Annotated in this window: 22 protein-coding genes; 3 read left to right on the top strand and 19 right to left on the bottom strand. The window is 44.3% G+C overall.

The genetic code is table 11. From position 1 onward, the window contains the following. Window positions 1–14: 14 nt before the first annotated feature. The 3 genes from ACHZES_RS19765 to ACHZES_RS19755 form a co-directional block, all read right to left on the bottom strand. On the bottom strand, window positions 15–1,046 hold the full coding sequence (locus tag ACHZES_RS19765; RefSeq protein ID WP_395546343.1) for an ABC transporter permease: 1,032 nt from the start codon (window positions 1,044–1,046) through the stop codon (window positions 15–17). Further along, a complete protein-coding gene (locus ACHZES_RS19760) occupies window positions 1,043–2,560 on the bottom strand; it encodes an ABC transporter ATP-binding protein (protein WP_038277406.1) in 1,518 nt (505 codons plus the stop codon). The genes ACHZES_RS19765 and ACHZES_RS19760 overlap by 4 nt, the downstream gene beginning before the upstream one ends. Window positions 2,561–2,699: 139 nt before the next feature. Beyond that, the gene (locus ACHZES_RS19755; RefSeq protein ID WP_038276963.1) at window positions 2,700–3,827 is read right to left on the bottom strand and encodes a BMP family protein; all 1,128 of its coding nucleotides are present in this window, start codon (window positions 3,825–3,827) and stop codon (window positions 2,700–2,702) included. Between the two features lie 312 nt (window positions 3,828–4,139). On the opposite strand from ACHZES_RS19755, the gene ACHZES_RS19750 reads away from it, so the two are divergent. Beyond that, window positions 4,140–6,038, top strand: a complete 1,899-nt coding sequence (locus ACHZES_RS19750; protein ID WP_395546342.1) for a PfkB family carbohydrate kinase — start codon at window positions 4,140–4,142, stop codon at window positions 6,036–6,038. Window positions 6,039–6,097: 59 nt separating this feature from the next. Here ACHZES_RS19750 and ACHZES_RS19745 read toward each other — a convergent pair whose 3' ends face one another. The 6 genes from ACHZES_RS19745 to argC all read right to left on the bottom strand — a co-directional run bounded on the left by ACHZES_RS19745 (window position 6,098) and on the right by argC (window position 11,428). Further along, window positions 6,098–7,297 (bottom strand): aspartate aminotransferase family protein, encoded by a 1,200-nt coding sequence (locus ACHZES_RS19745; RefSeq protein WP_395546341.1) that lies wholly within the window; start codon window positions 7,295–7,297, stop codon window positions 6,098–6,100. Further along, a complete protein-coding gene (gene argB, locus ACHZES_RS19740; protein WP_038276954.1) occupies window positions 7,272–8,183 on the bottom strand; it encodes an acetylglutamate kinase in 912 nt (303 codons plus the stop codon). The genes ACHZES_RS19745 and argB overlap by 26 nt, the downstream gene beginning before the upstream one ends. Window positions 8,184–8,223: 40 nt before the next feature. Then, complete coding sequence (argJ, locus tag ACHZES_RS19735; RefSeq protein WP_038276951.1) at window positions 8,224–9,447, bottom strand: bifunctional glutamate N-acetyltransferase/amino-acid acetyltransferase ArgJ; 1,224 nt, start codon at window positions 9,445–9,447, stop codon at window positions 8,224–8,226. A 1-nt stretch (window position 9,448) separates the two neighbouring features. Further along, the gene (locus ACHZES_RS19730; RefSeq protein WP_395546340.1) at window positions 9,449–9,841 is read right to left on the bottom strand and encodes an ACT domain-containing protein; all 393 of its coding nucleotides are present in this window, start codon (window positions 9,839–9,841) and stop codon (window positions 9,449–9,451) included. A 14-nt stretch (window positions 9,842–9,855) separates the two neighbouring features. Next, window positions 9,856–10,302 carry a GNAT family N-acetyltransferase gene (locus tag ACHZES_RS19725; protein ID WP_038276946.1) on the bottom strand — a complete coding sequence of 149 codons (447 nt, stop codon included), beginning with the start codon at window positions 10,300–10,302 and terminating at the stop codon, window positions 9,856–9,858. Window positions 10,303–10,387: 85 nt separating this feature from the next. Further along, window positions 10,388–11,428 carry an N-acetyl-gamma-glutamyl-phosphate reductase gene (gene argC / locus ACHZES_RS19720; protein WP_395546339.1) on the bottom strand — a complete coding sequence of 347 codons (1,041 nt, stop codon included), beginning with the start codon at window positions 11,426–11,428 and terminating at the stop codon, window positions 10,388–10,390. A 273-nt stretch (window positions 11,429–11,701) separates the two neighbouring features. Here argC and ACHZES_RS19715 point away from each other — a divergent pair, with 273 nt between their 5' ends. After that, on the top strand, window positions 11,702–12,925 hold the full coding sequence (locus ACHZES_RS19715) for an argininosuccinate synthase (protein ID WP_038276941.1): 1,224 nt from the start codon (window positions 11,702–11,704) through the stop codon (window positions 12,923–12,925). A gap of 71 nt (window positions 12,926–12,996) precedes the next feature. On the opposite strand, the gene ACHZES_RS19710 is transcribed toward ACHZES_RS19715, so the two are convergent. The 6 genes from ACHZES_RS19710 to nifS all read right to left on the bottom strand — a co-directional run bounded on the left by ACHZES_RS19710 (window position 12,997) and on the right by nifS (window position 18,496). Then, the gene (locus tag ACHZES_RS19710) at window positions 12,997–13,470 is read right to left on the bottom strand and encodes a GNAT family N-acetyltransferase (RefSeq protein ID WP_154523030.1); all 474 of its coding nucleotides are present in this window, start codon (window positions 13,468–13,470) and stop codon (window positions 12,997–12,999) included. Between the two features lie 47 nt (window positions 13,471–13,517). Next, entirely contained in the window at window positions 13,518–14,408 is an 891-nt protein-coding gene (locus tag ACHZES_RS19705; RefSeq protein ID WP_038276938.1) for a patatin-like phospholipase family protein, read from the bottom strand. Window positions 14,409–14,541: 133 nt separating this feature from the next. After that, entirely contained in the window at window positions 14,542–15,681 is a 1,140-nt protein-coding gene (locus ACHZES_RS19700; RefSeq protein ID WP_051834904.1) for an N-acetylmuramoyl-L-alanine amidase, read from the bottom strand. Continuing rightward, a complete protein-coding gene (mnmA, locus tag ACHZES_RS19695; protein WP_395546338.1) occupies window positions 15,678–16,757 on the bottom strand; it encodes a tRNA 2-thiouridine(34) synthase MnmA in 1,080 nt (359 codons plus the stop codon). Before mnmA ends, ACHZES_RS19700 begins: the two co-directional genes overlap by 4 nt. A 47-nt stretch (window positions 16,758–16,804) precedes the next feature. Further along, entirely contained in the window at window positions 16,805–17,242 is a 438-nt protein-coding gene (gene nifU, locus ACHZES_RS19690) for a Fe-S cluster assembly scaffold protein NifU (protein ID WP_038276934.1), read from the bottom strand. Window positions 17,243–17,311: 69 nt separating this feature from the next. Beyond that, on the bottom strand, window positions 17,312–18,496 hold the full coding sequence (nifS, locus tag ACHZES_RS19685) for a cysteine desulfurase NifS (protein ID WP_154523027.1): 1,185 nt from the start codon (window positions 18,494–18,496) through the stop codon (window positions 17,312–17,314). A 228-nt stretch (window positions 18,497–18,724) separates the two neighbouring features. Here nifS and ACHZES_RS19680 point away from each other — a divergent pair, with 228 nt between their 5' ends. Next, window positions 18,725–20,275, top strand: coding sequence for a polysaccharide biosynthesis protein (locus ACHZES_RS19680; RefSeq protein WP_154523024.1), 1,551 nt, complete (start codon window positions 18,725–18,727; stop codon window positions 20,273–20,275). A gap of 175 nt (window positions 20,276–20,450) precedes the next feature. Here the strand turns inward: ACHZES_RS19680 and ACHZES_RS19675 are convergent, their stop codons facing one another. From ACHZES_RS19675 to ACHZES_RS19660, 4 genes are all read right to left on the bottom strand, one after another. Next, entirely contained in the window at window positions 20,451–21,194 is a 744-nt protein-coding gene (locus tag ACHZES_RS19675; protein WP_154523021.1) for an ABC transporter permease, read from the bottom strand. Beyond that, on the bottom strand, window positions 21,181–22,143 hold the full coding sequence (locus ACHZES_RS19670) for an ATP-binding cassette domain-containing protein (protein WP_395546337.1): 963 nt from the start codon (window positions 22,141–22,143) through the stop codon (window positions 21,181–21,183). The genes ACHZES_RS19675 and ACHZES_RS19670 overlap by 14 nt, the downstream gene beginning before the upstream one ends. 126 nt (window positions 22,144–22,269) lie before the next feature. Then, on the bottom strand, window positions 22,270–23,088 hold the full coding sequence (locus ACHZES_RS19665) for a MerR family transcriptional regulator (protein ID WP_395546336.1): 819 nt from the start codon (window positions 23,086–23,088) through the stop codon (window positions 22,270–22,272). 345 nt (window positions 23,089–23,433) lie between these two features. Further along, a complete protein-coding gene (locus ACHZES_RS19660) occupies window positions 23,434–23,643 on the bottom strand; it encodes a molybdopterin-binding protein (RefSeq protein WP_025234675.1) in 210 nt (69 codons plus the stop codon). Window positions 23,644–23,655 lie beyond the last annotated feature (12 nt).

Below are 23,655 nucleotides of genomic sequence, written 5' to 3'. Positions count from 1 at the left end.
AGTCCTGCCTCCTCCTATTTGCTCTTTTCCTTTTTATTTTTCTTATCCTTAAACTGGAACAAAAGTTCCATGGTTGCCACAATAATGAAGACGGCTGTTATGGTGTCAACAATGGATTTTGGTACACCGGTGCTCTGCTGCATCCCCATGGCTCCTGATTTTAACACCGCCAGGAAGAAGGACATAAAGGGTGCAAAGATCAGATTGTTCTTAACGATCAGAGAAGCCAGCATGCCGTTGGAACCAAGCCCTGCCGCAAAATTATTCAGGAAATAACCGTGAACTCCCAAGACCTCAATACAGCCGGCCATTCCGCCCAATGCTCCGCTAAGCATCATGGATTGTATAAATATCTTCTTGGGACTGATGCCCACATACTCCGCATGTGATGGATTGGTTCCCACTGTTTTTACTTTATATCCAAAAGTAGTTTTGTTTAAGACCCAGATCATAAAAACCACTGTAATAAGGGCTATGAAAAGTCCCGCATTGACACTGCTTGGCTTCATAAACTGAGGCAGATTCACCGTCACCGGCAGAGACTGGGCATTGGCCACGCCTGCACTCATGGGACCGCTGACCAGATAAGAGGTTATGTACAAAGCTACGCTGTTCATGAGAATGGTCACACAAACCTCACTCACACGGTAATAAGCTTTCAGCACGGCTGGAATAAGTGCCCACAAAGCCGCCACTGTCATGGCTCCCAGAAAGCAGACAATTAAGAGGACAGGAGCCGGAAGAAAGGTCCAGTTGATGCCGATGTATGCGGCAGTAATCCCTCCCAGAAACACCTCACCTTCCACACCTACGTTAAATGCTCCCGCTTTTGCCGCGACCGCAAACGCACAAGAGGTGAGAAGAAGGGGCGTAAAGCTAGCCAGGGTGGTTCCTATCTTTAGCTTCCCGTTAAATGCCCCACGCAGCAGTGCCCCATAGGCTTCTAAGGGATTTTCTCCGATAAATAGGATAAATAAGGCTCCGATTGCCAATGCAAGCAGCATGGTAAGTAAAATTTTCTGTATGCTCTTTACCGCTACATTCATGTTGTACTTCCCCTTTCCTCAGCTGATGCAGTTCCGCCCATCATCAGTAATCCCAGATTATCCTCGTTGGCATCCTCCGCTTTTAACCTTCCTGTTATCCTGCCTTCGTGCATGACAACGATCCGGTCTGAAAGGGACAAGATTTCCTCCAAATCAGCGGAGACTAACAAAACCCCCATTCCTTTGGCTTTGACCTCCTGCAGAATTTTCCGGATGGATTCAATGGCTCCAATATCAACACCTCTGGTAGGCTGTGATGCAACCAGAAGTTTCCCCCCAATAGAAACTTCCCTTGCAACTACTACCTTCTGTGCGTTTCCGCCTGATAAGGACTGAGTGGATATCTCCGGGTCTCTGGGACGGATATCAAAAACTTCAGACAGCTGTTTTGCATATTCCAGCGTTTCCTTATCATCTCGTACGACCCCTTTGCAAAAGGGAGCTTCCCCAACCTGTACGGCTATGAGGTTTTCCTTGATACTCATAGACCGGTTTAAACCTCTTGTATTACGGTCTTCCGGAATATGGGACAAACCTGCTTTTCGGATCTGTTTTGGACTTAGGCCCCCTAACTCTTTTCCGTCTAAGAGCACGCTTCCTTTTTCAACCTGCCGGAGTCCTGCGATTGCTTCAATCAGCTCACTTTGTCCATTTCCATCGATTCCCGCTATACCAACGATCTCTCCTGCCCGGACATCCAGTGATACCCCACGGATCTTTGAGATCTCCTTTTCTCCGGAAACCCATACATCCTTTACTTCCAGAACCTTTTCCCCTGGCTTTGTCTGTGTTTTTTCTATATTTAAAAATACTTCTCTTCCGATCATCATTTTGGCAAGCTCTGCCGGAGAAGTCTCTTCCTTACTGACGCTTCCAATATAATTTCCCTGACGCATTACGCTGATGCGGTCAGAAATCTCCATGACCTCATTCAATTTATGAGAGATAAATACCAGGGATTTCCCATCTTTTCTTAGATTCTGAAGAATCACAAAAAGCTGTTTGGTTTCCTGGGGCGTTAAGACTGCCGTAGGTTCATCCAGAATGATAACATTTGCTCCTCTGGTTAAGGTTTTGATGATCTCCACCCTTTGCGCCTCACCTACGGATATCTGATTGATCTTTTTCCCAAGCTGGATATCCATTCCATATTGATTGATATACTGTTCCACCGTCTTTCTGGCCTTATCAAAATCAATGGTGATTCCATGCCTTGGTTCAAATCCTAGAATAATGTTTTCCAATACCGTCAGTTCATTGACCAGCATAAATTCCTGATGAACCATTCCGATTCCTTTTTCAATGGCAATTTTAGGAGAAATGGATGGGATATGATCTCCATGGATCCGGATGCTTCCGTCATCAATGGGATACATACCGTAAAGCAGCTTCATCATGGTGGATTTACCGGCTCCGTTTTCTCCGATCAGAGAATGGATTTCACCCTTTTTTAAGGTGAACTGCCCGTTCCTTACTGCATGAACATTTCCGAATGACTTTACAATATCCTTCATTTCTATTACATATTCGCTCAAACTTTCACCCTCTTCTTTATGTTAGCAGCCGTTTCCCGCACCTTATGATTGTAAAATGGTTTGGAAATCCGAGGGGAATCAGGAAATCCAAACCATTCTGCATTCTTTTCAGTTCCTGCTATTTATTTGCACCGAAACCGGTATAATTCTCTACAACTATTTCACCGGAAACGATCTTCTCTTCCAGTTCTTTAACCTTTTCTACAATGTCTTCCGGGAATTTATCTCCCAGGTGCTCTTTCATCACACTGAAATCGGTCAGGCCAACGCCCTCTTCCTTTATGGTCAGATATGAAGTGGAATTACCCTTAAATGTGCCTTCAACCACTGACTGGATTGCCAGATAGCAGGCTGTGTCCACACGCTTTACCATAGAGGTCAGTATGCTTCCCGGCTGGTCATTATCCTGGTTTAAATCCACACCTATGGCATATTTTCCAGCTTCCTTTGCTCCCTCTAAAATTCCAGGGCCTGTACCAGAAGCTACGTTCATTACGATATCTGCGCCCTGATCAAACTGCGCCAGTGTCAGCTCCTTGCCCTTTAACGGATCGTTCCATGTTCCTGCAAAAGACTGTAGAACCTTGATATCCGGGTCTATGTATTTTGCTCCCTGCTCATATCCAGTGAAGAAATCATGAAGAACCGGAATATCCATTCCGCCTACCCAGCCAATGATCTTATCCGGGTTTACCCCTTCAATATCTGTCTTCTGAGTAAACATGGCGGCTGCCGCACCTGCCAGGAAAGAACCCTGATTCTGTGCGAAGCTGATGGATACAATATTATCGCCTTCCACCGTAGTGTCGATAATTGCAAATTTCACATTCGGATAGCTGGCACAATGCTCTTTCATGTACTCTTCAAAGTTAGAGGAGGAGCAGATGACAAGATCATAACCGTCCTCGCAGGCAGATAAAAAGTTTGCTTCCCATTCCTCTGCAGATGTGCCCTCCAGATTTTTAATTTCCACTCCATAATCTGCGGCAGCCTCTTTTGCCCCCTCATTGCAGGAATCATTATAGGACTTGTCCCCTAAATTACCGGAATAAACAATACATACCCTTTTTCCGGCCCCTGTCTTTTCCTTTCCATCCCCATTCTCTGATGCTGCCTTTGCCGTTGTTCCTGCGGTTGCCTCTACCGTTTTACCGGCCTCCTTTGCTGCTCCCGCCCCACCGGAACAGCCGGTCAGCGATACTGCCAGTGCTGCCGTCATCAGAATGCTCCAAACTCTTTTTTTCATTGAAATACCTCCTTTAAAAATATAGTGAAAAAGGAAATCATTTCACTCTTATCTTTTTGGTAAAACGTTTTTCCTTTTTGCCCAAAAATAAAACAGCTTTCTTATCTGCATTTCTATAATCCCAATGCTAACATCCTCCGAATGAGATGTCAAGTACTTTTGCATAAAAAAATATTTTATTAAACTACTTTCTTATATTATTTTGCTAATATCATTTATATAACTTATTGACAAATACATATATCTGCCACATAATTAACTTCATATTACTCATTATTTGTTATAATCAATAAATAAAAGGGAGAGAGCCACATGACAATTAAGGAAATCGCCCAGTTGGCCGGTGTTTCAATATCCACCGTATCAAAAATAGTGAACAACAAAGACAAAAACATAAGTCCTGAAACCAGAAACCGTGTCCTCAAAATTGTAAAAGACTATCACTATACCCCTTACAGTATGGTTAAAAATAATCCGGAAGCAAAAACCTTTATGTTCGGTGTCCTGCTTAAATCCATAGGGAAAACCAGTCAATTGATAAACGGTATGATAAGTGCGGCACAGAAAAGCGGCTATAGTATTTTAATCTATGACAGCATGGACAGTCCTGAAAATGAACTGAAAAATATCACTTCCCTATGCAATAATCATGTAGATGGGGTCATCTGGGAACCAGTAAGCGACGCCAGCCTGGATGGCAGACATTATTTCGAGGAACAGGGCATAGAGGTTTGTTGTATTAACAGCAGGGAAGATCCTCTTTCCTACTCCATTGATTTTGCAGGCATGGGATATGCTGCAGCAGAAATTCTGATTCAATATGGCCACACAAAACTTGGCTGTCTCACAAAACAGGGCAGCCTGCGGTCAGAGATGGTTCTCCAAGGTTTTAAGAAATGTTTGTTTGACCACAGCATTCCTTACAACAGTTCCATGAACCTTCCTCTTGAAGCAGAAGGCTGGCACAACGGCATATTGACCCACACTCCGACGGGAATTATCAGCACTCATTATGCATCCGCTCTTGTTCTCTTGGAACATTTATCAAAGCTCCGGTTCCATGTTCCTTCGGATTTGTCCCTTATTAGTTTAAGAGATGATGCCCGTGAAAACATTGCCTTCCCAGGTATATCAAGCATCCGGATTCCTTACTATGAATTCGGAGGCTTTGTCTGCGGCCGTCTGATAGAAAAGTGTGAAAAAAGGGAAGAAGAATTTTCACCTTTTCTAGGGGACTTTCCTCTTGAAAATACCCAAAGCATTGCCCTCCCCTTTGCCTCTCATGGAAAAAAGATTGTGGTAGTCGGAAGTGTAAACATCGACGTAACCTTAAACGTGGATGAACTTCCCCAGCCAGGACGAACCGTCAGCACCAGCAGGCATTCCGTCATCCCAGGGGGAAAGGGAGCTAACCAGGCTGTGGGCGTTGCAAAACTCGGGAACGAAGTTTCTCTTATCGGCAAAGTGGGAAGCGATTATGACTCCAACTTAATATACACCTGCATGGAAGAAAACCAGGTAGATGTCCAGGGTTTGAAAAGAGATGCTCACAGGGAAACAGGAAAAGCCTATATCCATGTCCAGAATGACGGTGAAAGCATGATTACCATCCTGACAGGAGCCAATCAGAATCTGGAACCGGCTGATGTTATCTCTTATGAAAAAGCATTTGAACATTCCGGTTACTGCCTTCTTCAAACGGAAGTTCCTGAATCAGCCATAGAAACGGCTGCCAGTCTGGCAAAAAAATATGGGGCCGAAAACATTTTGAAGCCGGCTGCCATGAAATCCATCCGTCCTTCTCTCATGAAGCTGATCGATATTTTCGTTCCCAATCGGATAGAAGCAGAATTATTATGCCCGCATATTCCGGATGTGGAAGGAAAAGCTGAGGAATTTGTGAAACAGGGAGCAAAGACTGTAATCATTACCCTTGGGCATTCCGGCTGTTATCTAAAGGATCCATCCTTTCAGGGATACTTACCAGCCTCCCCCTTTCCCCCTGTGGATACTACCGGAGCCGCAGATGCTTTCATCGCAGCGCTGGCCGCTTATTTATCATCCGGATATTCCATGGAAGCATCGGCCAGAATCGCTGCATATGCCGCAGGCTTCTGCGTTTCCAGACAAGGGGTGATTCCAGCGCTCATTGACCGGAATTCTTTGGAAACTTATATTAACAGGATTGAGCCGGAATTGCTGAAGCTTTGAGAATCAATCATAAAAAACCGGAGTCTTCAGAAATCCTTCCGAAAACTCCGGCAAAAGTGTTAAGGCTGGCGCTTTAGTACCGACTCTAACTTCTCAACCATTTCATCCACATGCTCTTTTTCGATCACAAGCGGAGGAACAAAGCGGATAACATTCGCCCCGGCGCTTATAAGCACCAGTTTTTGTTCCAACAGGGCCTGGCTCACAATGGGGGCAACCGGTACAGAAAACTCAAGTCCCTGGATCAGTCCCATGCCTCTCTGGTCAGTTATAATATCATACCGGTCCGCCAGAGATTTAAGCTTTGCTGCAAGATACTCTCCCATTTCTTTTACATGGTCTACGATTTTCCTCTTTTCAAACAATTCCAGTACTTTGAACGCCGCAGCTGTTACAAAGGGGTTTCCGCCGTATGTGGTACCATGGTCGCCGGGGGACATGGCCGTCGCGGCTTTTCCTGCTGCCAGGAATGCTCCCACCGGTACGCCGTTTCCTAAAGCTTTTGCCACGGTCATCACATCCGGCTTTACACCGTATTTCTGCCAGGCGAACATGGTACCGGTCCGTCCCATTCCGCACTGGATCTCATCAAGGATCAGCAGCATGTCATGCTCATCACAAAGTGCTCTTACACCCGTTAAAAATTCCTCATCGGCCGGATAGATGCCCCCTTCTCCCTGAACTGTTTCCATGATTATGGCGCAGGTTTTATCATTCAGCAGTTCCTTCACACTGTCCAGATCATTAAAGTCAGCAAATTTAATTCCCGGAAGCAAAGGCTTAAAAGGTTCCTGGTAATGGTCATTACCTGTTACGGAAAGAGCTCCAAAGCTCCTGCCGTGAAAAGAATGTTTCATGGCAATGATTTCGTGGTCATGGCCTCCGTCCTTATTGTAAGCGTATCTTCTGGCTATCTTTAAAGCGCCTTCCACAGCTTCCGTTCCACTGTTGGTAAAAAACACTTTATCCATACCCGAGGCCTTTAAAATCAGCTCTCCCGCTTCCACGGCCGGGACATTATAAAATAAATTAGAGGTATGAAGAAGCTTATCCACCTGTTCCTTTAAGGCTTCATTAAATTCCGGGTCGTTATAGCCCAAACCCATGACTGCGATCCCGGCTCCAAAATCCAGATATTCCTCTCCATCCGTGTCATAAAGACGGACACCGTCTCCATGGTCAAAAACAATCGGAAATCGGTTGTAGGTCTTATAAATCTCTGACTCCGCTTTCTCAATGTATTCCTGCTTGCTTCGCATGATAAAACCGCTCCTCTCCTGCACTCATAATGGCTGTTCCGATTCCCCTGTTCGTGAATATTTCCAAAAGCAGGCAATGGGGAATCCGTCCATCCATGATATGTACCCTGGATACTCCCTGCTTCATAGCATCGATGCAGTTTTGAAGCTTAGGGAGCATACCTCCTCCCAGCATCCCGCTTTCCACAAATTCCTGTGCTTCGGCCATGGACATTTCTGAAATCAGGGATTCCTTATTCTGAAAATCCTTATAAACACCCTCAACATCCGTCAAAAAAGCCAGCTTCTCCGCTTCCATAGCCGTAGCAATGGCACAGGCCGCATCATCGGCATTGATATTATAGGTTTCAAAATCTTCATCAAAGCCTACAGGGCAGATGATAGGGAGAAAATCTTTTTCCAGCAAATCATATATGATTTGAGGATCCACCTCTGTAATATCTCCCACATATCCAATGTCTTCTCCGTTTGAATAGCGCTTTTGGCATTTTAACATCATACCGTCCTTGCCGCTGATTCCCACTGCTTTTACTCCCAGCTCATTCACCATCTGTACCAGGCTTTTGTTGACCCGGTTCAGCACCATCTCTGCAATCTCCATCGTAGGTTCATCCGTTACTCGGAGGCCATTGACAAATCGGGGCTCCATGCCAGACTTTTCTACCCACTTGCTGATTTCCTTTCCTCCGCCATGAACAATGATTGGCTTGAAACCTACCAGCTTTAAAAGAACTACATCCTGGATGACCTGCTTTTTCAATTCCTCATCCACCATAGCGCTGCCGCCGTATTTCACCACAATGATTTTACGGTTGAAACGCTGTATATAGGGAAGGGCTTCGATCAATACCTCTGCTTTTTCCATAATGCTATGATCCAGTTGCATATATTTTCTCCTTTCCACTTTCCTGCCTGATATCCCCTTCTTATGAGCGGTAATCCGCATTGATCTTCACATAATCAAAAGTCAGGTCACATCCCCAGGCTGTAGCTGTTGCTTCACCTAATTTTATATCCGCAGTTGCCGTCACTTCCGGTTCGGATAAGATCCTGGTGGCTTCCTCTTCACTGTAGGAAAGAGCGACTCCGTTTTCAATGATTTTTAACTTTCCCGCTGCGCTCTCAAAATATAAGTCTACCTTTTCCGGATCAAACACGGCTCCGGAATAGCCCATGGCACAAAGGATTCGGCCCCAATTGGCATCATGGCCGAAAATGGCAGCCTTGGTAAGGCTTGAGGTGATGACTGATTTTGAAAGGATCACTGCCTGTTCCTTCGTTTCTGCTCCTATGATCTTTACCTCAAACAATGCGGTACAGCCTTCCCCATCACCTGCCATCTTCTTTGCAAGAGTTTCGTTAATGAAATTAAGCGCCTTGCAAAATGCCTCATAATCCTCGTTTTTAGACTGGATCTCCTCATTTCCTGCCATGCCGTTTGCAAGAAGGAGCACAGTGTCATTGGTAGAGGTATCCCCATCCACGGAAATCATGTTATAGGTGTCTTTGATATCCTCTCTTAAGGCTTCCTGCAAAAGCTCTTTGGAAATAGCCGCATCTGTGGTAACAAAACTTAACATGGTGCACATGTCGGGATGGATCATTCCGGAACCCTTACACATGCCGCCCATGGTGATGGTCTTTCCTCCGACTTCAAATTGAACCGCAACTTCTTTTTTAACCGTATCTGTAGTCATGATAGCTATGGCAGCTGCCGTCCCGCTTTCCTGGCTGCTATCAAGTTCCGGCACCATGGCTTTCACCCCTGCTACAATGCGGTCCATCGGAAGCTGTTTCCCGATCACTCCAGTGGACGCCACCAGCACGGAGCTGACAGGGATGGAAAGGCTCTCCGCCGCCGCTTCTGCAGTTTCCATGCAGTAACGAAGCCCTTCCTCTCCGGTACATGCATTGGCGATTCCCGCATTGACAATCACAGCCTGAGCGCAAGTAGAATTTTCCACTACGACTTTATCCCATTTTACCGGGGCAGCTTTCACAAGATTGGTTGTAAAGGTTCCCGCTGCCTTACAGGGCACTTCGCTGTAAATCATCGCCATATCTTTTCTGTCTTTATATTTAATTCCCGCTGCCGTGGATGCTGCCTTAAATCCTTTTGCCGCAGTTACTCCGCCGTCTATCTGTTTCATATTAGTCTTCCTCCTTTGTTCCTGTGACCGTATACCCTGCGGCCTCCAGATGATTCAAAGCCTTTTCGTAATTATCTTTTTTCACAAGAATGTAATCCGTATTAAATGTAGATACTGCAAATATTCCGATACCATGATCAGCCAATACCGTTGATATCTTTGATAATATTCCAATAAGGGAAAAATCCAGGATTCCTTCTATGCGGAATGCCAAAAAACCGTCCTCCCGCTCCACGGTATTTTCGGGAACTGAGGCTGTTTCACATACCAGCGACAGTTCCTCATCTGTCTTTCCCAGAAACCAAAACCCGGAGGATTCATTAAGTTTTCCCCAGTCCATTGGCCCGGATAGTTTGCATACGGAAAATTCTGCAGATATTCTTTTTAAATTCATCTCATTTTCCTCACTTAATCAACAAAATTTATAGAGTTTACGTCATTTAGATTGAAATCGTAATAATTGATATCATTGCGGTATGTCCAGCCTGTCTTGCTCCAGAATTCATTGCCAACAGTATTGGACTTAAAGGCAATTAAGTTAACCTTGCTAATTCCTTCTTTTTGCAGCCGTTTCATTACCTCCAGAGCCATCTTATGTCCTACTCCGTTCTGCCGGTATTCCTCTGCCACACAAACATGATACATACAGCCCCGCCGCCCGTCATGTCCGCATAGGATGGATCCAATGATGCTTCCATCTTCTTCTGCCACCACGCTGGTTTCAGGATTTCTCTTTAAAAACCGTTCTACGCCTTCCTTTGAATCGTCTATCGTACGGATTGCAAATCCTTTGATCCCGGTCCATAGCTTATGTACCTGGTAATAATCTTCCAATGTCATGGTACGAAGTATCATATATGTTCTCCTTATCCTTTTAATTATCGATCCGGTTGGACTAAACTGGCTGTTTCTTTCTTGACTAAACCTTTACTGGCATATCTTACGGAAACATAGGAATAAGCCTAAGCCCTTTATTCTCCGGCAATCCAAACATGATATTCATATTTTGAACCGCCTGTCCTGCGGCACCCTTTACCAGGTTATCCATAGCCCCCATCATGATTACTCGGTCGGTTCTAGGATCAATCTTAAAATTCACATCCACAAAGTTACTTCCTTCCACCCATTTGGTCTGGGGTACCACATCTTTTTCCAAAACCCGGACAAAATATTCCTTTGCGTAATATTTATCATAAGCTGCCTTTACTTCCTCATAAGAAACCGACTTGGTGAGAGTCCCATAAGCAGTTATGAGAATGCCCCGGTTCATGGGCACCAGATGAGGGGTAAAGCTTATGGTGACTGGACGGCCCGCTCCATAGGATAACTGCTCCTCAATTTCCGGTGTATGTCTGTGAACGCCTACGCCGTAAGCCTTGATGTTTTCATTGACCTCGCAGTATAAGTTATCCACCTTTGCTCCTCTTCCGGCACCGGACGTTCCGGATTTTGCGTCAATGATGATCGTGCCGGGGTCAATGAGACCTTCCTTTACCAAAGGATAAATGGATAGAGTGGAGCAGGTAGGATAACAGCCTGGATTGGCAATGAGCCTGGCATTCTTTATTTGTTCCCGATTGATTTCCGGCAGCCCATAGACCGCTTCCTTAATAAACTGAGGCGTCTTGTGCTCCATCTTATACCATTCCTCATAGACAGCTACATCCTTGATCCGGTAATCAGCGCTTAGATCAATCACCTTTGTCTTACTTAAAATCTTCTCATTCATCAGAGAGGCGCAAAAGCCTTGGGGAGTTGCCGTAAAAATTACATCTGCGATATCAGCCAAGGCCTCCACATTATCATCATGGCAGGAATCGTCCACAATCTGAAACATGTTTTGGTAAATAGATGCGTATTTCTGATCCACATAGCTTTTTGATCCGTACCATAAGATCTCTATGTCGTCTCTCTGGAGCAAAAGTCTTGCAAGCTCGCCGCCTGCATATCCGGTAGATCCTATTATTCCTGCCTTAATCATATTCATCTCTCCTTATATTTTTTCATAGGTTATCAATTTTTTATCACTGCTGGATTCTGGCATTTTATACTTTATTTATACATACTCTTCTGCTAAAAATAAGGTTCCTCCAGACTTTTCTATTACTGATAGTTCATAATTATACATTGACAGCGTATATTATGCAAGTTTTTTTTATATTTTTTATTTTACCCTTGCATTTTCTAATATTTTGGTGTATATTTATGAAAGTTCAAAGAAAAAAATCCATTTAAATTTTAGGAGGATGTATAAATGAAGGAGAAAGTTATTTTAGCTTATTCCGGTGGTCTTGATACCACAGCCATTATTCCGTGGTTAAAGGAAAATTTTGATTATGAAGTAATCTGCTGCTGCATCGACTGCGGTCAGGGAAATGAATTGGATGGCTTAGAGGAACGAGCCAAATTATCCGGTGCTACCAAATTATATGTTGAAAATCTGGTTGATGACTTCTGCGATAATTACATCATTCCATGTGTGCAGGCAAATGCAGTTTATGAAAACAAATACTTATTAGGAACATCCATGGCACGTCCGGCCATTGCAAAAAGGCTGGTGGAAATCGCAAGGAAAGAAGGCGCTACCGCCATCTGCCACGGTGCTACAGGCAAAGGAAACGACCAGATCCGTTTTGAGCTGGGAATCAAGGCTCTGGCTCCTGATTTAAAGATCATTGCTCCATGGCGTATGACCGATGTATGGACCATGCAGTCCCGTGAAGATGAGATCGAATACTGCAAACAGCACGGAATCGACCTTCCGTTCTCTGCTGACAACAGCTACAGCCGTGACCGTAACTTATGGCATATCAGCCATGAAGGCCTGGAACTTGAAGATCCGGCAAACGAACCGAACTATGACCATTTATTAGTATTGGGCGTATCTCCTGAAAAGGCTCCGAATGAAGGGGAATATGTGACCATGACCTTTGAAAAAGGGATTCCTACCAGCGTCAATGGGGAAACGATGAAAGTTTCTGATATCATTGCCAAGTTAAATGAACTGGGCGGCAAGCACGGCGTCGGCATCGTGGATATCGTGGAAAACCGGGTTGTGGGCATGAAATCCCGCGGCGTTTATGAAACTCCCGGCGGAACCATCCTCCTTGAGGCTCATCAGCAATTAGAGGAATTGGTGTTAGACCGTGCTACCATGGAAGTGAAGAAAGATATGAGCAATAAGTTTGCACAGATTGTTTATGAGGGAAAATGGTTTACCCCCCTGCGTGAAGCAGTTCAGGCATTTGTGGAATCCACTCAGGAGTATGTGACCGGAGAAGTAAAGTTTAAGCTATATAAGGGAAATATCATTAAGGCAGGAACCACTTCTCCTTACTCCTTATACAGCGAGTCCCTGGCTTCCTTTACAACAGGCGATTTATATGACCACCACGACGCGGATGGCTTCATCACTCTGTTTGGACTTCCATTAAAGGTTCGTGCTATGAAGATGCAGGAAATTGAAAAAAATAAATAAACGTGAAAAAGGACGTACGCAGTTGCATCTGTGTACGCCCTCTTTTATGGCTATAAATAAAATATCAAAAATTAATCAGCCAGCTCCTTTAAAGCATTGCCGGCTATCCGGTAAACCGTCCAGTCCTCCATAGGCTCCGCTCCCATAGAACGGTAAAAATCAATACTGGGTTTGTTCCAATCCAGGCACCACCATTCCAGCCTTCCGCAGCCCCGTTCCACAGCAACCTTCCCCAGCTTCTTTAATAATGCCTTTCCAATTCCACAGCCTCTGTATTCCGGGTTTACGTACAAGTCTTCCAGATAGATTCCCGCTCTCCCTAAAAATGTAGAAAAGTTATGGAAGAACAACGCGAATCCAACCTCTTTCCCGTCAGCCAGGGCAAAGATCACCTCTGCTTTCTGCTTATTAAAAATCCAGTCTTCCAGCAGTTCCTCTGAGGCCACCACCTCATCAAGCATCTTTTCATATTCTGCCAGTTCTTTAATGAATTTCAATATAAGAGCCGTATCTCTTCTTTCGGCGTATTTAAATGTCAATTCCATTTCTCTTCCTCCTGATCGTAATCTGTTTTTATAGAATACTATAAATCTTATCTCCTTTCCAGTACCCGTCTGATTCTTGGTATCATTTTTTTTGTGTAAACGTAGCCATTTTCCATACACTCTTCCATGCATTCAAAGGTCAAAAGCCCTGCTCCTTTTGGCATAGGCGGCTTTAGCAGAAGGATCTCACCACTGGAACGGCAGTCCTTAAGCTCCCTGCTCATAATGGAAAAGGAATGGAATGCAGTTTCAATGATGGAATAATCATGAGGCATTTCATACTCTTCTCCAATGTCTACCGCAATGACTTTTGCTTCCCCCGCCGAAATCAAAAGGTCAACTGGAAGATTGTTCGTTACGCCCCCATCTACCAGCAGAAACCCGTTCATCTGCCTTGGCCGGAATACGGCAGGAACTGAGGAACTTGACATCATGATATCACAAAGAAGTCCGCTCCGCTCCCATTTCACATGTTCCTGCTTTAATGCGGAGAGGGGAATTTCTTCTGTAAACATGTTTGTAAAGGCTACCGTATCCCCGCTGTTAATATCCACAGCCGGAACCAGCAGGCCCTTGCAGCAGTTTCCCTGTATCTCCAGCCCATCTGTTAAATCGCAGAGAAAACGCTGGAGCCGATTCCCTTTTATAAGCCCTTGAAGCGTTGTCTCCCTTCCCATCAGGAACTGGGGAAGAAATAGGGCAATTCCTAAAATATCCGGATCAATCATGCTCCTGCCATGTTTTATCAGCCACCGCACCGTTTCCCTCATATCCCCTATTGTCATGCCTGATGCATAAAGTCCAGCGACAATACTTCCGGCACTGGCTCCCGCTACCCTGTCTGGAAGAAGCCCTGCTTCTTCTAACGCAGATAATACTCCCACATGAGCCGCTCCCCTGGTTCCGCCTCCTGCCATCGCCAGTCCATAATCTGCCATGATTCCATTCTCCTTGCTGCTCAGCCGCATTTCAGGAAAATGTATGCTGTTTCTTTTTCATTTATGCCTGGCCTGGCAAATGCAAAAAAGAACAGGTTTTGAGTCAAGCTCAAAACACTGTTCTTCTTTTATTTTATTTATAATAAGCGTCAATCCCGTCGGCAATTCCTTTTACGATCTTATCTCGGTATTCCTCGGTAGCCATCTTCTTATCCTCGTCCGCGTTGCTCATGAATCCCATCTCCACAATGGTCACCGGTATATTACACCAGTTGATACCGCTCATGGAATCCGTCTCCTGCACTCCCCGGTTCTTAAATCCGGTCTGATTGCAGATTCCATTTACAACGGCTTTGGAAAGAGACACGCTCTTGCTGTATAAACTCCCATTGTAAGGATTCTTAGATGTCTGGCACATGGTAAGAGCACCCTGAACGCTGCTGTCATTTAAGGAATTTGCATGGACCCGGACAAATATGTCCGCTCCGCTTTTATCCGCCATCTGTGCACGTTCTGCATTGCTGATGTTCACATCATTGGTTTCCCGGATCATATAAACCTGATAACCTCTGTCTATAAGCTCCTGCTTTAATTTTAAAGAAACTGCAAGAGTGAGCTGATATTCCGGTATTCCGGTTGCCGTTCCTTGGGTTCCGGAAGCCACCTTTGCCTTCATCTCAGAAGAGCCTGGCCCGATGGGTTCCTTCTCGGAATTGCCTTTTCCCTGATGGCCCGCATCAATGGCAATAATCTTTCCTGTCCCATTTCCGGAAACAGAAGGAGCAGCACTTGCCGTTTCCTGTACCGGCTTGTCTTTTGACACGTACCGGGAGGAAATATAGCATTCCTTGTCTTTATAAACCACCCGGCTCCAGCTTTCGCTGTATCCGGTCCGTTTAAGGGCAGTCCCCTTATCAAGCTTATCCAGGACCTCTCCGTTAGCAGAAGGTGACTTTCTTACATTCACCTGGGATCCGGTAACATAAACAGTCTCATCGGCTGCCTCAAAGGCAGGAGCTGTCTCCATGGTTACGGCAGCTTCATGAGAGCTTGTCTCCGCTGATTTACCGTTCTCAGTTTCTACGGTTTTATCCTCCGCAATGGACACAGGAGCGGTCTCTTCGCCCTCTTCCTGGCCTATGCCGCCCTGTGCTTCTTCCAGTGCAGGTGCTTTTACTGCTTCATATTTCCTGGCGCAGCCTGCAAGCATAAATGTACAAAGAAGGATTGAGGCTATGATCAGCCAACCGCGACCTTTTCTTAAATTGCTCAAATTATGGTTCCTCCTCCGACAACATAGTCTTCGTCATAGAATACCACGGCCTGCCCCGGAGTGATAGCCCGCTGAGGTTCATCAAACTTGCATTCCACTACGCCATCTTCCACTTCACGTATGGTACACATGGCACCCTTATGGCTATAGCGGATCTTTGCCGATACCCGCATGCTCTCTCCATAAAGTCCGGGGATAGCCATCCAGTTAATATGATTGGCACGCAGGGTATCAGAATAAACATCATCGCCTGTTCCAATCACTACTTCATTGGTTTCAGGCCGTATCTCCACCACAAAAACCGGGCGGCCCATGGATAAGTTAAGTCCCTTTCTCTGGCCTACGGTGTAATGGGTAATTCCTTTGTGCCGGCCGATCACCTGGCCGGAAAGATCTACAAAGTTCCCCTCCGGTGCTTTTTCTCCTGCACTTTCCTCAATGAATCCTGCATAATCATTATCCGGAATAAAACAGATCTCCTGACTGTCCGGCTTATGGGCAACCATCAGGTTGATCCTATCCGCGATCTCACGGATCTGGTCCTTGGAATAAGCACCCACCGGCATTAAGGTATGGGATAGCTGGTTTTGTGTTAAATTGTAAAGGGCATACGTCTGGTCCTTTGCCGCTGTCACGGACTTCTTTAATGCATATCTTCCGCTTGGGAGCTTATCAATCTGAGCATAATGGCCTGTGGCAATATAATCCGCCCCTATATCCAGGCTGCGCTTTAAAAGAGACTCCCACTTAACATAACGGTTGCAGGCAATGCACGGATTGGGCGTACGTCCCTTCTGGTATTCATCTACAAAATAATCAATGACCTGGGATTTGAATTCTTCTTTAAAATTCATAACATAATAAGGAATCTCCAGGTCCCAGGCCACCCGTCTGGCATCGTCCACAGCACTTAAGCCGCAGCAGCCTCCGTTTTCCTCCTGGGTCCCGGTATCCTCATCCTGCCATATCTGCATGGTAACACCTATGACTTCATACCCCTGTTCTTTCAAGAGCCATGCCGCCACAGAAGAATCCACACCTCCAGACATTCCTACTACTACTTTCCCTTTGCTCATAGCTTTATGTTTCCACTTTCTAGCCGGATAAGCAAAAGCCCGGCATCTTAATATTCTTCTTCCACTTCTTCCTCACCGATATCAGACTTGGGTTTCTTTAAGCCCTCAATCTCAAGTCCGTTTTTCTTTGCATAGTCCCATAAGGCAGCGTGAATTGCTTCCTCTGCCAGCAGGGAACAGTGTACCTTTACCGGAGGTAATCCATCAAGAGCTTCGCAAACGGCCATATTGGTCACAGCCATAGCCTCCTGAACAGTTTTTCCCTTCACCATCTCCGTAGCCATGCTGCTTGTAGCAACTGCGGCTCCGCAGCCAAAGGTTTTAAATTTCACATCACGGATAATCTGATTCTCATCAATATCCAGATAAATTCTCATAATATCGCCGCACTTGGCATTTCCTACGGTACCCATACCGCTGGGGTTATCAATTTCCCCTACATTTCTTGGATGCTCAAAATGATCCATAACTTTTTCTGTATACATAATTTATTTTCTCCATTTCCAGGTAATCAATCTGCTTTGTTTCCGGCCGCCTAAAGGCGGTGCTTTGAATTATTTCGCCTGATGCCTGATATAATCCTCATAAAGCGGGGACATACTGCGCAGTTTTTCCACGATCTCCTTAATGGATTCCACAACATAGTCCATCTCTTCTTTTGTGTTGCGTTCATCTAAGGTCAGACGAAGGGAACCATGGGCGATCTCATGAGGAAGGCCTATGGAAAGCAGCACATGGGATGGGTCCAGGGAGCCTGAAGTACAGGCAGAACCGCTGGAACCGCATATACCCTTCATATCCAGCATGATCAGAAGGGATTCTCCTTCAATAAACTGAAAAGCAAAATTAACGTTATTGGACAGTCTGTTTTTCCTGTGCCCGTTAATTCTTGTAAATGGAACTTCTGCCATAACCCGGTCCATCAGATAATTGCGAAGCTCGCTTTCCTTCTTTGCTCTCTCTTCCATACCTGCTACCGCAAGCTCTGTCGCCTTGCCAAAGCCTACGATTCCCGGCACATTCTCCGTACCAGCACGGCGTTTTCTTTCCTGTGCACCTCCATGAACGAAGGAACGGGATTTGATGCCGCTTCTGATATAGAGAAAGCCAATACCTTTGGGTCCGTTGATCTTATGGGCGCTGGCACTGAGCATATCGATATGGTATTCATCTACGTTAATGGGCACATGGCCAAATGACTGGACCGCATCTGTGTGGAATAATATTCCGTGTTCCTTTGCAATCTCACCGATTTCCTTAATCGGTTCTATGGTACCTATTTCATTATTTGCAAACATAATGGAAATGAGAATGGTATCAGGGCGGATGGCTTTTTTAAGCTCCTCCAGCTTTATAACCCCATTTTCATCCACATTTAAATAGGTCACCTCAAAGCCCTGCTTCTCCAAATATTCACAGGTGTGAAGCACAGCGTGGTGTTCGATTTTACTGGTGATGATATGTTTTCCTTTATTAGCATAAGCCTCAGCAGTTGCAATCAGTGCCCAGTTGTCAGACTCTGAACCGCCTGCTGTAAAATAGATCTCGTTGGCCTTGGCTCCCAGAGCATTTGCAATGGTTTCTCTGGCTCCTGAGACGGCCTTTTTTGAGATGCCGGAAAACTCGTATACGGATGATGGATTTCCATAATACTCCGTAAAATAAGGCAGCATGGCTTCCACGACCTCAGGCCGTGTTTGGGTAGTTGCTGCATTGTCAAGATAAATCAATTGCTTCATATTGTTAGTTCCGCCTTTCTGTAGTCCTAAAGTTAAAAGCTTCATCTACAAATTCTATTATACACACATTTCCTAGAATTTCAATAGGAATGATTCTCATTATAGTTACAGTTTAGCCATGCATAAAAATTTGTACAATCGGAGTTGGCATAATGGAACTGCAACAGATGTCATGAAGAAGAAACCCATTCCATATATTTATAATAATTCTCATTTTCAGGAGATTGCATGAATGATTCTCTGAAATTTCCCCGAAAACTTTCGCCAAGAAAATATGCGCTTCTCACCGGCACCCTTCTTTTGACATCTGCCGGGCTGATTACCCGGTTGTTAGGCTTTTTTTACCGGATTTTTCTCTCACGGACCATTGGCGCAGAAGGACTAGGAATCTTTAACCTGATCCATCCGGTGTTTGGCGTCTGCTTTGCCTTATGCGCCGGTTCCATCCAGACCGCCATATCCCAGTCCGTAGCCGCTAATGTGAGAAAAGGCCGTTCCATCTTCCGAACCGGCCTTATTATTTCAGTGGCAATTTCCATGATCCTGGCTTACGCCATCATCCGGTTTAAGGACTTCCTGGCCGCCAATATCCTGATGGAACCCCGCTGCGCCCCTCTTCTTCTCTTTATTGCGGTATCCGTCCCATGTGCGGCCATTCACGCCTGTATCAATGGTTACTATTATGGTATGCAGCGCCCTCATGTCCCGGCATCTGCTCAGGTAATAGAACAGTTCATAAGAATCGGAGCTGTGTTCCTCATTGCAGATATTATGATAAAATCCGGAATTAAAATCACTGTCCAGCTGGCAGCCATGGGACATCTGATAGGAGAAATTGTTTCTTCTCTTTATACGATCACGGCCTATCGCTTTTTTTCACCAAAAATGCCCGAAGGCGTCACAGCGGTTACATCTTCCTTCCATGAAACTGCTCCCGGGCTCATGCACCTGGCAATGCCTCTTATGGGGAACCGCCTGGTCTTAAATGTCCTTGCAAGCGCAGAAGCCATCCTGATTCCCAGCAGACTGCAGATGTCAGGGCTTTCCGATTCAGGAGCATTTTCCGTATATGGTGTTTTAACCGGAATGGCTTTGCCCTTTATTCTTTTCCCTTCCACCATATTTAATTCCCTGGCCGTCCTTTTGCTGCCAACGGTAGCCGAGGCCCAATCAGAGGGAAATGACCGGAGGATCGGTGATGCCATTTCCATGTCACTTCGTTACTGCCTGTACGTAGGAATCCTTTGCATCGGTATCTTTACCCTGTTTGGTAATGACTTGGGTGTCAGCGTATTTAAGGATAATAGCGCCGGAACCTATATGACCATATTAGCATGGCTTTGTCCCTTCCTCTATCTGGTAACTACTATGGGAAGTATTTTAAACGGCCTGGGGAAAACCTCTGTCACCTTTGTCCAGAACGCCATTGCATTGTTATTGCGTTTAGGATTTGTTCTCTTTGGAATTCCCAAATATGGGATCTTAGCCTATTTGGTGGGAATGCTGGCCAGTGAACTGCTTCTGGCCATGATGCATGTGCTGACCCTGCGGAAAAAGGTGGATTTTGTGTGGAACGCTTGGGATATGATCCTAAAGCCGGCGGCCCTGATGGTGCTCGCCATCGGTATCTACTTTGCGCTGTTTTCCGTGACAGATCCATTTAAGAGCATGCCATTATTTATAAAAACTGCATTCCATATTACTATATTAAGCATATTCTATCTGGTACTCCTCCTTGGCGCTCATATTATGAAAGGGGATAAATCCAGGGACCTTTAAGGATTAGATTATTCCTTTTATGAAGATTTACATGTACATAATTAAAAAGTATAAAACGGACTGTCAAATGGCAGTCCTTCGTATAACAGTATTGTATCAGTTTTGAAAGTGTGGCGTAGCGCAAAGCTACGCCATATTTCTATCTGTTGACGTTTCCCAATGTCTTAGAAATAAATCAATAACTATCTTTCTTTAATGAATAGACAGCTGCAATAAAGCTAATTGCACCTAAGACGAGGAGAAGTCCCACTACGGAAAACAATTGAAACCAATCAATCATTGTTCCTTGTACCAGCATTCTAAGACTATTAACAACATGGGTAAACGGGTTAATCATTGCTGCAATCCGGAATCCACCACGAAGTTGCTCAAAAGGTATTAATGCTGAACTGACAAAGAACAACGGCAAAGTGAACGTATTTATAAGTGCAATAAAAGAATTTTCATCTGGCAGCGTAAGGCTGATGGCATAAGACACAGCTGCCACAAATGCCACCGCCAGGAACAGCAATACAGCCATGGAAAGCATTCCACTTATTCCTGAAGCAATTCGTACGGACATTAGAAAAGCGATGCCCATTAAAATTGCAATTTGGATAAATGACAGGACAGCGGCATCCAAAATATGAGCAAGTATAACAGAGCTCCTTCTCACGGGGGAAATCATAATCCGGTAGAAACTGCCTCCTGTTTTCAAGGAATAATTGGCGATTCCGCTTACCCCGGAGCTGGACAGCACCCCCATGACCAGTATGCCGGGCAGAATAAAAGCAGTGTAATTTTCTTCTGCTTTACCGCCGCTAAATATAGTGCTGAACAATAAAAGCCAAATGAGCGGCTGAACCAATGTCATAATAATAGTTACCGGATTTTGAAAGCGCCATTTTACGCTTCTCCAAAAAAGATTATAAGTTTGCATTTCGAACGCTCCCATCATTTTTTTGTGTAAGAGACAGAAAGATATCATCAAGGCTGGGTGTTACAACTCCAATTGCGGAGTAATGAATTCGTTTGTCTGACAAAAATTGATTCAGAACGTAAAAGTCCTTTTTTGCGTCATACGTATTTGCATAAATGGTATTCTGCTCTTTTCGAATTCCTTTCACAAATGGCAGGGCTGAAATCTGCGCTGCTAATTCCTGTTGCCTTTCTGGATCATTCAAATCAATACGAACAATATTTTTGCGGGTATGTTCTCGTAAATGTTCCGGTGTATCCTGCACCAGTTCATGTCCATCCTTCATAATACATACCGTATCACTTAACATATCGGCTTCTTCTAAATAATGAGTTGTCAGAAAAACGGTTGTGCCAAACTGGGTTTTGATTGTTTTAACGACTTCCCACATGGCTTTACGTGATTCAATATCCATTCCTACAGTTGGTTCGTCAAGGAATAGAATCTTGGGATATGACATCATACTCATGGCAATATCCAAACGCCGTTTTACACCTCCGGAATATGCTGTTACCCTGTACTTTTCATATTCTTTTAAGCTAAATGTGTCAATAAGAGCGTCCATGCGCTTGTTTGCAGTCATTCTGTCCAGCTTATGAAGTCGGCTTTGGAACAGCATGTTTTCCCGCAGGGACAAGTGATCGTCAATGGATACCTTTTGAGCAACGCAGGAAATATCGGCTCTAACAGATTTCTGCTCTGTAATAACATCATGACCTAGAACCGATACCCGCCCGCCTGTAGGGTTTAAAAACGTAGTCAGGATATTGATTAATGTCGTTTTACCCGCTCCATTCGGCCCCAACAAAGAAAATATTTCTCCTGTTGAAACTGTAATGCTTACATTGTCAAGCGCCATTTTACCGCTTGCATACTCTTTTGATAGATTATTAACTGAAATAGCCTCCAAATTTATACCTCCTTTTCTCTTTGTAATAAGCGTACAGTATCGTACGGTACTAGAGTCAATAGGTATAAAAGAAATTTAAGTAACAAAAAAACCGCTGCTTATTCAGCAACGATTAAAATGAACACGCTATTTGCTTCTAATTGGAAAACATACTTCTGTAATCAGATTGGCCGGGTCGGGTTCAGTTTCAGGAGAAACATGATAGATATTGAAGATTGGACCATCAAATTCATAACCATTTTCTGAAATCCAATTTGCAATTGCTTCATTTGCTTCGACAAGTTGAATGTAACCACCCTTGTAAGTTAATGTCGCGGCGGTAATCACAGGAACGCTTTTGAATTTTACAATATCTGTACTTCTATAATTTCCAACAACAGCTCTCTGAACTTCTACATCAATTTCATGTTCTACAAATCCTTCATTATGAAAGATTGCAATGTTGTAGCTTGGATTAGCATACTGTATGTTTTGTTCCTCAATATTCTCCGACAATTCCTTCCACAGAATACCCTCCTGATTGTATGCGGCAATTGTACTGCGATAACTTATGACATTCCTTTTAGGAATTTCCTTAATCGCTATGTTAAATCTGGAAAGTGAGGAACTCTTGTTAAGACCCTTTATGGTTGTTTGAAGCAACAGTAATTGCTTTTGCATTATCTCAATTTCTTCTTGTTTTTGAGCGGCTTGAAGAGTCAAATATCGTTTTAGGCTATCCTCATTATTGTATTCCGCTAGGATATCCTTAATAATTGACAACCCAAACCCCATATTTTTTAGCGCCTGTATACGATTGGCAATAGGGAGCTGTTCTTCGCTGTAATAGCGGTAACCTGTAAACTCATCAATATATACCGGAATGAGCAAACCTATTTCATTGTAGTGCCGGAGCATAAAAATACTTATCTTTGATAATGCTGAAAAATCTCCAATTTTGAGCATAAATACCACCTCCTTGCAATTAATCCAACTGCATCAATTATCATAAACTATAGCACTATGCTAGAGTCAATAGTTCTCCAATACATTTCATAAATTCTCTGTTTGTTTGATTTCTATCTCATTGTTTTGGTGTTCCAATTACTTCCTTTCTTCCCCTGTCCATATAGCAGATAAGTCCAATCAAGCCAAAACAACAATAAATCATCGTACAAATTGAAAGGAAGCGTATCATTCGGATTGAACGATACGCTTCCTTTCTTACACATCTTACTTGGCAGTGCCCATAAACAGTTTTTAATTTAAACTGTCTTATATAGGACTGTCAGTTTTTTAGAAAATATACTTTTAATCAATCCCAACCATTACAGAAGTCGCTTTAATGATGGCATAGGCATCCTTTCCGACTTCCAGTCCTAAGTCCTTCACCGCCGCCATGGAAACTGTGGACGATACGATATTGCCGCCGCCAATATCAATGGTTACAATGGCGTTTACCGCACCTGTCTCAATTCCTACAACTTTTCCCTTAAACTGATTTCTTGCACTGAGTTTCATCTCATATGCCTC

The organism is Lacrimispora sanguinis (genome assembly GCF_044987295.1).
Lineage (GTDB): Bacteria > Bacillota > Clostridia > Lachnospirales > Lachnospiraceae > Lacrimispora > Lacrimispora celerecrescens_B.
This window is presented reverse-complemented; position numbering and strand designations above follow the sequence as displayed.

Coding starts and splice junctions, on each gene's coding strand:
- ACHZES_RS19730 (WP_395546340.1), bottom strand. CDS start 9,841: ATGAATTTAAAAAGAATATCTGCAGAATTTTCCGTATGCAAACTATCC.
- mnmA (WP_395546338.1), bottom strand. CDS start 16,757: ATGAGCAAAGGGAAAGTAGTAGTAGGAATGTCTGGAGGTGTGGATTCT.
- ACHZES_RS19715 (WP_038276941.1), top strand. CDS start 11,702: ATGAAGGAGAAAGTTATTTTAGCTTATTCCGGTGGTCTTGATACCACA.
- ACHZES_RS19705 (WP_038276938.1), bottom strand. CDS start 14,408: ATGGCAGATTATGGACTGGCGATGGCAGGAGGCGGAACCAGGGGAGCG.
- nifS (WP_154523027.1), bottom strand. CDS start 18,496: ATGAAGCAATTGATTTATCTTGACAATGCAGCAACTACCCAAACACGG.
- ACHZES_RS19755 (WP_038276963.1), bottom strand. CDS start 3,827: ATGAAAAAAAGAGTTTGGAGCATTCTGATGACGGCAGCACTGGCAGTA.
- ACHZES_RS19710 (WP_154523030.1), bottom strand. CDS start 13,470: ATGGAATTGACATTTAAATACGCCGAAAGAAGAGATACGGCTCTTATA.
- ACHZES_RS19750 (WP_395546342.1), top strand. CDS start 4,140: ATGACAATTAAGGAAATCGCCCAGTTGGCCGGTGTTTCAATATCCACC.
- argJ (WP_038276951.1), bottom strand. CDS start 9,447: ATGAAACAGATAGACGGCGGAGTAACTGCGGCAAAAGGATTTAAGGCA.
- argB (WP_038276954.1), bottom strand. CDS start 8,183: ATGCAACTGGATCATAGCATTATGGAAAAAGCAGAGGTATTGATCGAA.
- ACHZES_RS19725 (WP_038276946.1), bottom strand. CDS start 10,302: ATGATACTTCGTACCATGACATTGGAAGATTATTACCAGGTACATAAG.
- ACHZES_RS19760 (WP_038277406.1), bottom strand. CDS start 2,560: ATGAAGGATATTGTAAAGTCATTCGGAAATGTTCATGCAGTAAGGAAC.
- ACHZES_RS19675 (WP_154523021.1), bottom strand. CDS start 21,194: ATGCAAACTTATAATCTTTTTTGGAGAAGCGTAAAATGGCGCTTTCAA.
- ACHZES_RS19765 (WP_395546343.1), bottom strand. CDS start 1,046: ATGAATGTAGCGGTAAAGAGCATACAGAAAATTTTACTTACCATGCTG.
- ACHZES_RS19660 (WP_025234675.1), bottom strand. CDS start 23,643: ATGAAACTCAGTGCAAGAAATCAGTTTAAGGGAAAAGTTGTAGGAATT.
- ACHZES_RS19680 (WP_154523024.1), top strand. CDS start 18,725: ATGAATGATTCTCTGAAATTTCCCCGAAAACTTTCGCCAAGAAAATAT.
- nifU (WP_038276934.1), bottom strand. CDS start 17,242: ATGTATACAGAAAAAGTTATGGATCATTTTGAGCATCCAAGAAATGTA.
- ACHZES_RS19665 (WP_395546336.1), bottom strand. CDS start 23,088: ATGCTCAAAATTGGAGATTTTTCAGCATTATCAAAGATAAGTATTTTT.
- argC (WP_395546339.1), bottom strand. CDS start 11,428: ATGATTAAGGCAGGAATAATAGGATCTACCGGATATGCAGGCGGCGAG.
- ACHZES_RS19745 (WP_395546341.1), bottom strand. CDS start 7,297: ATGCGAAGCAAGCAGGAATACATTGAGAAAGCGGAGTCAGAGATTTAT.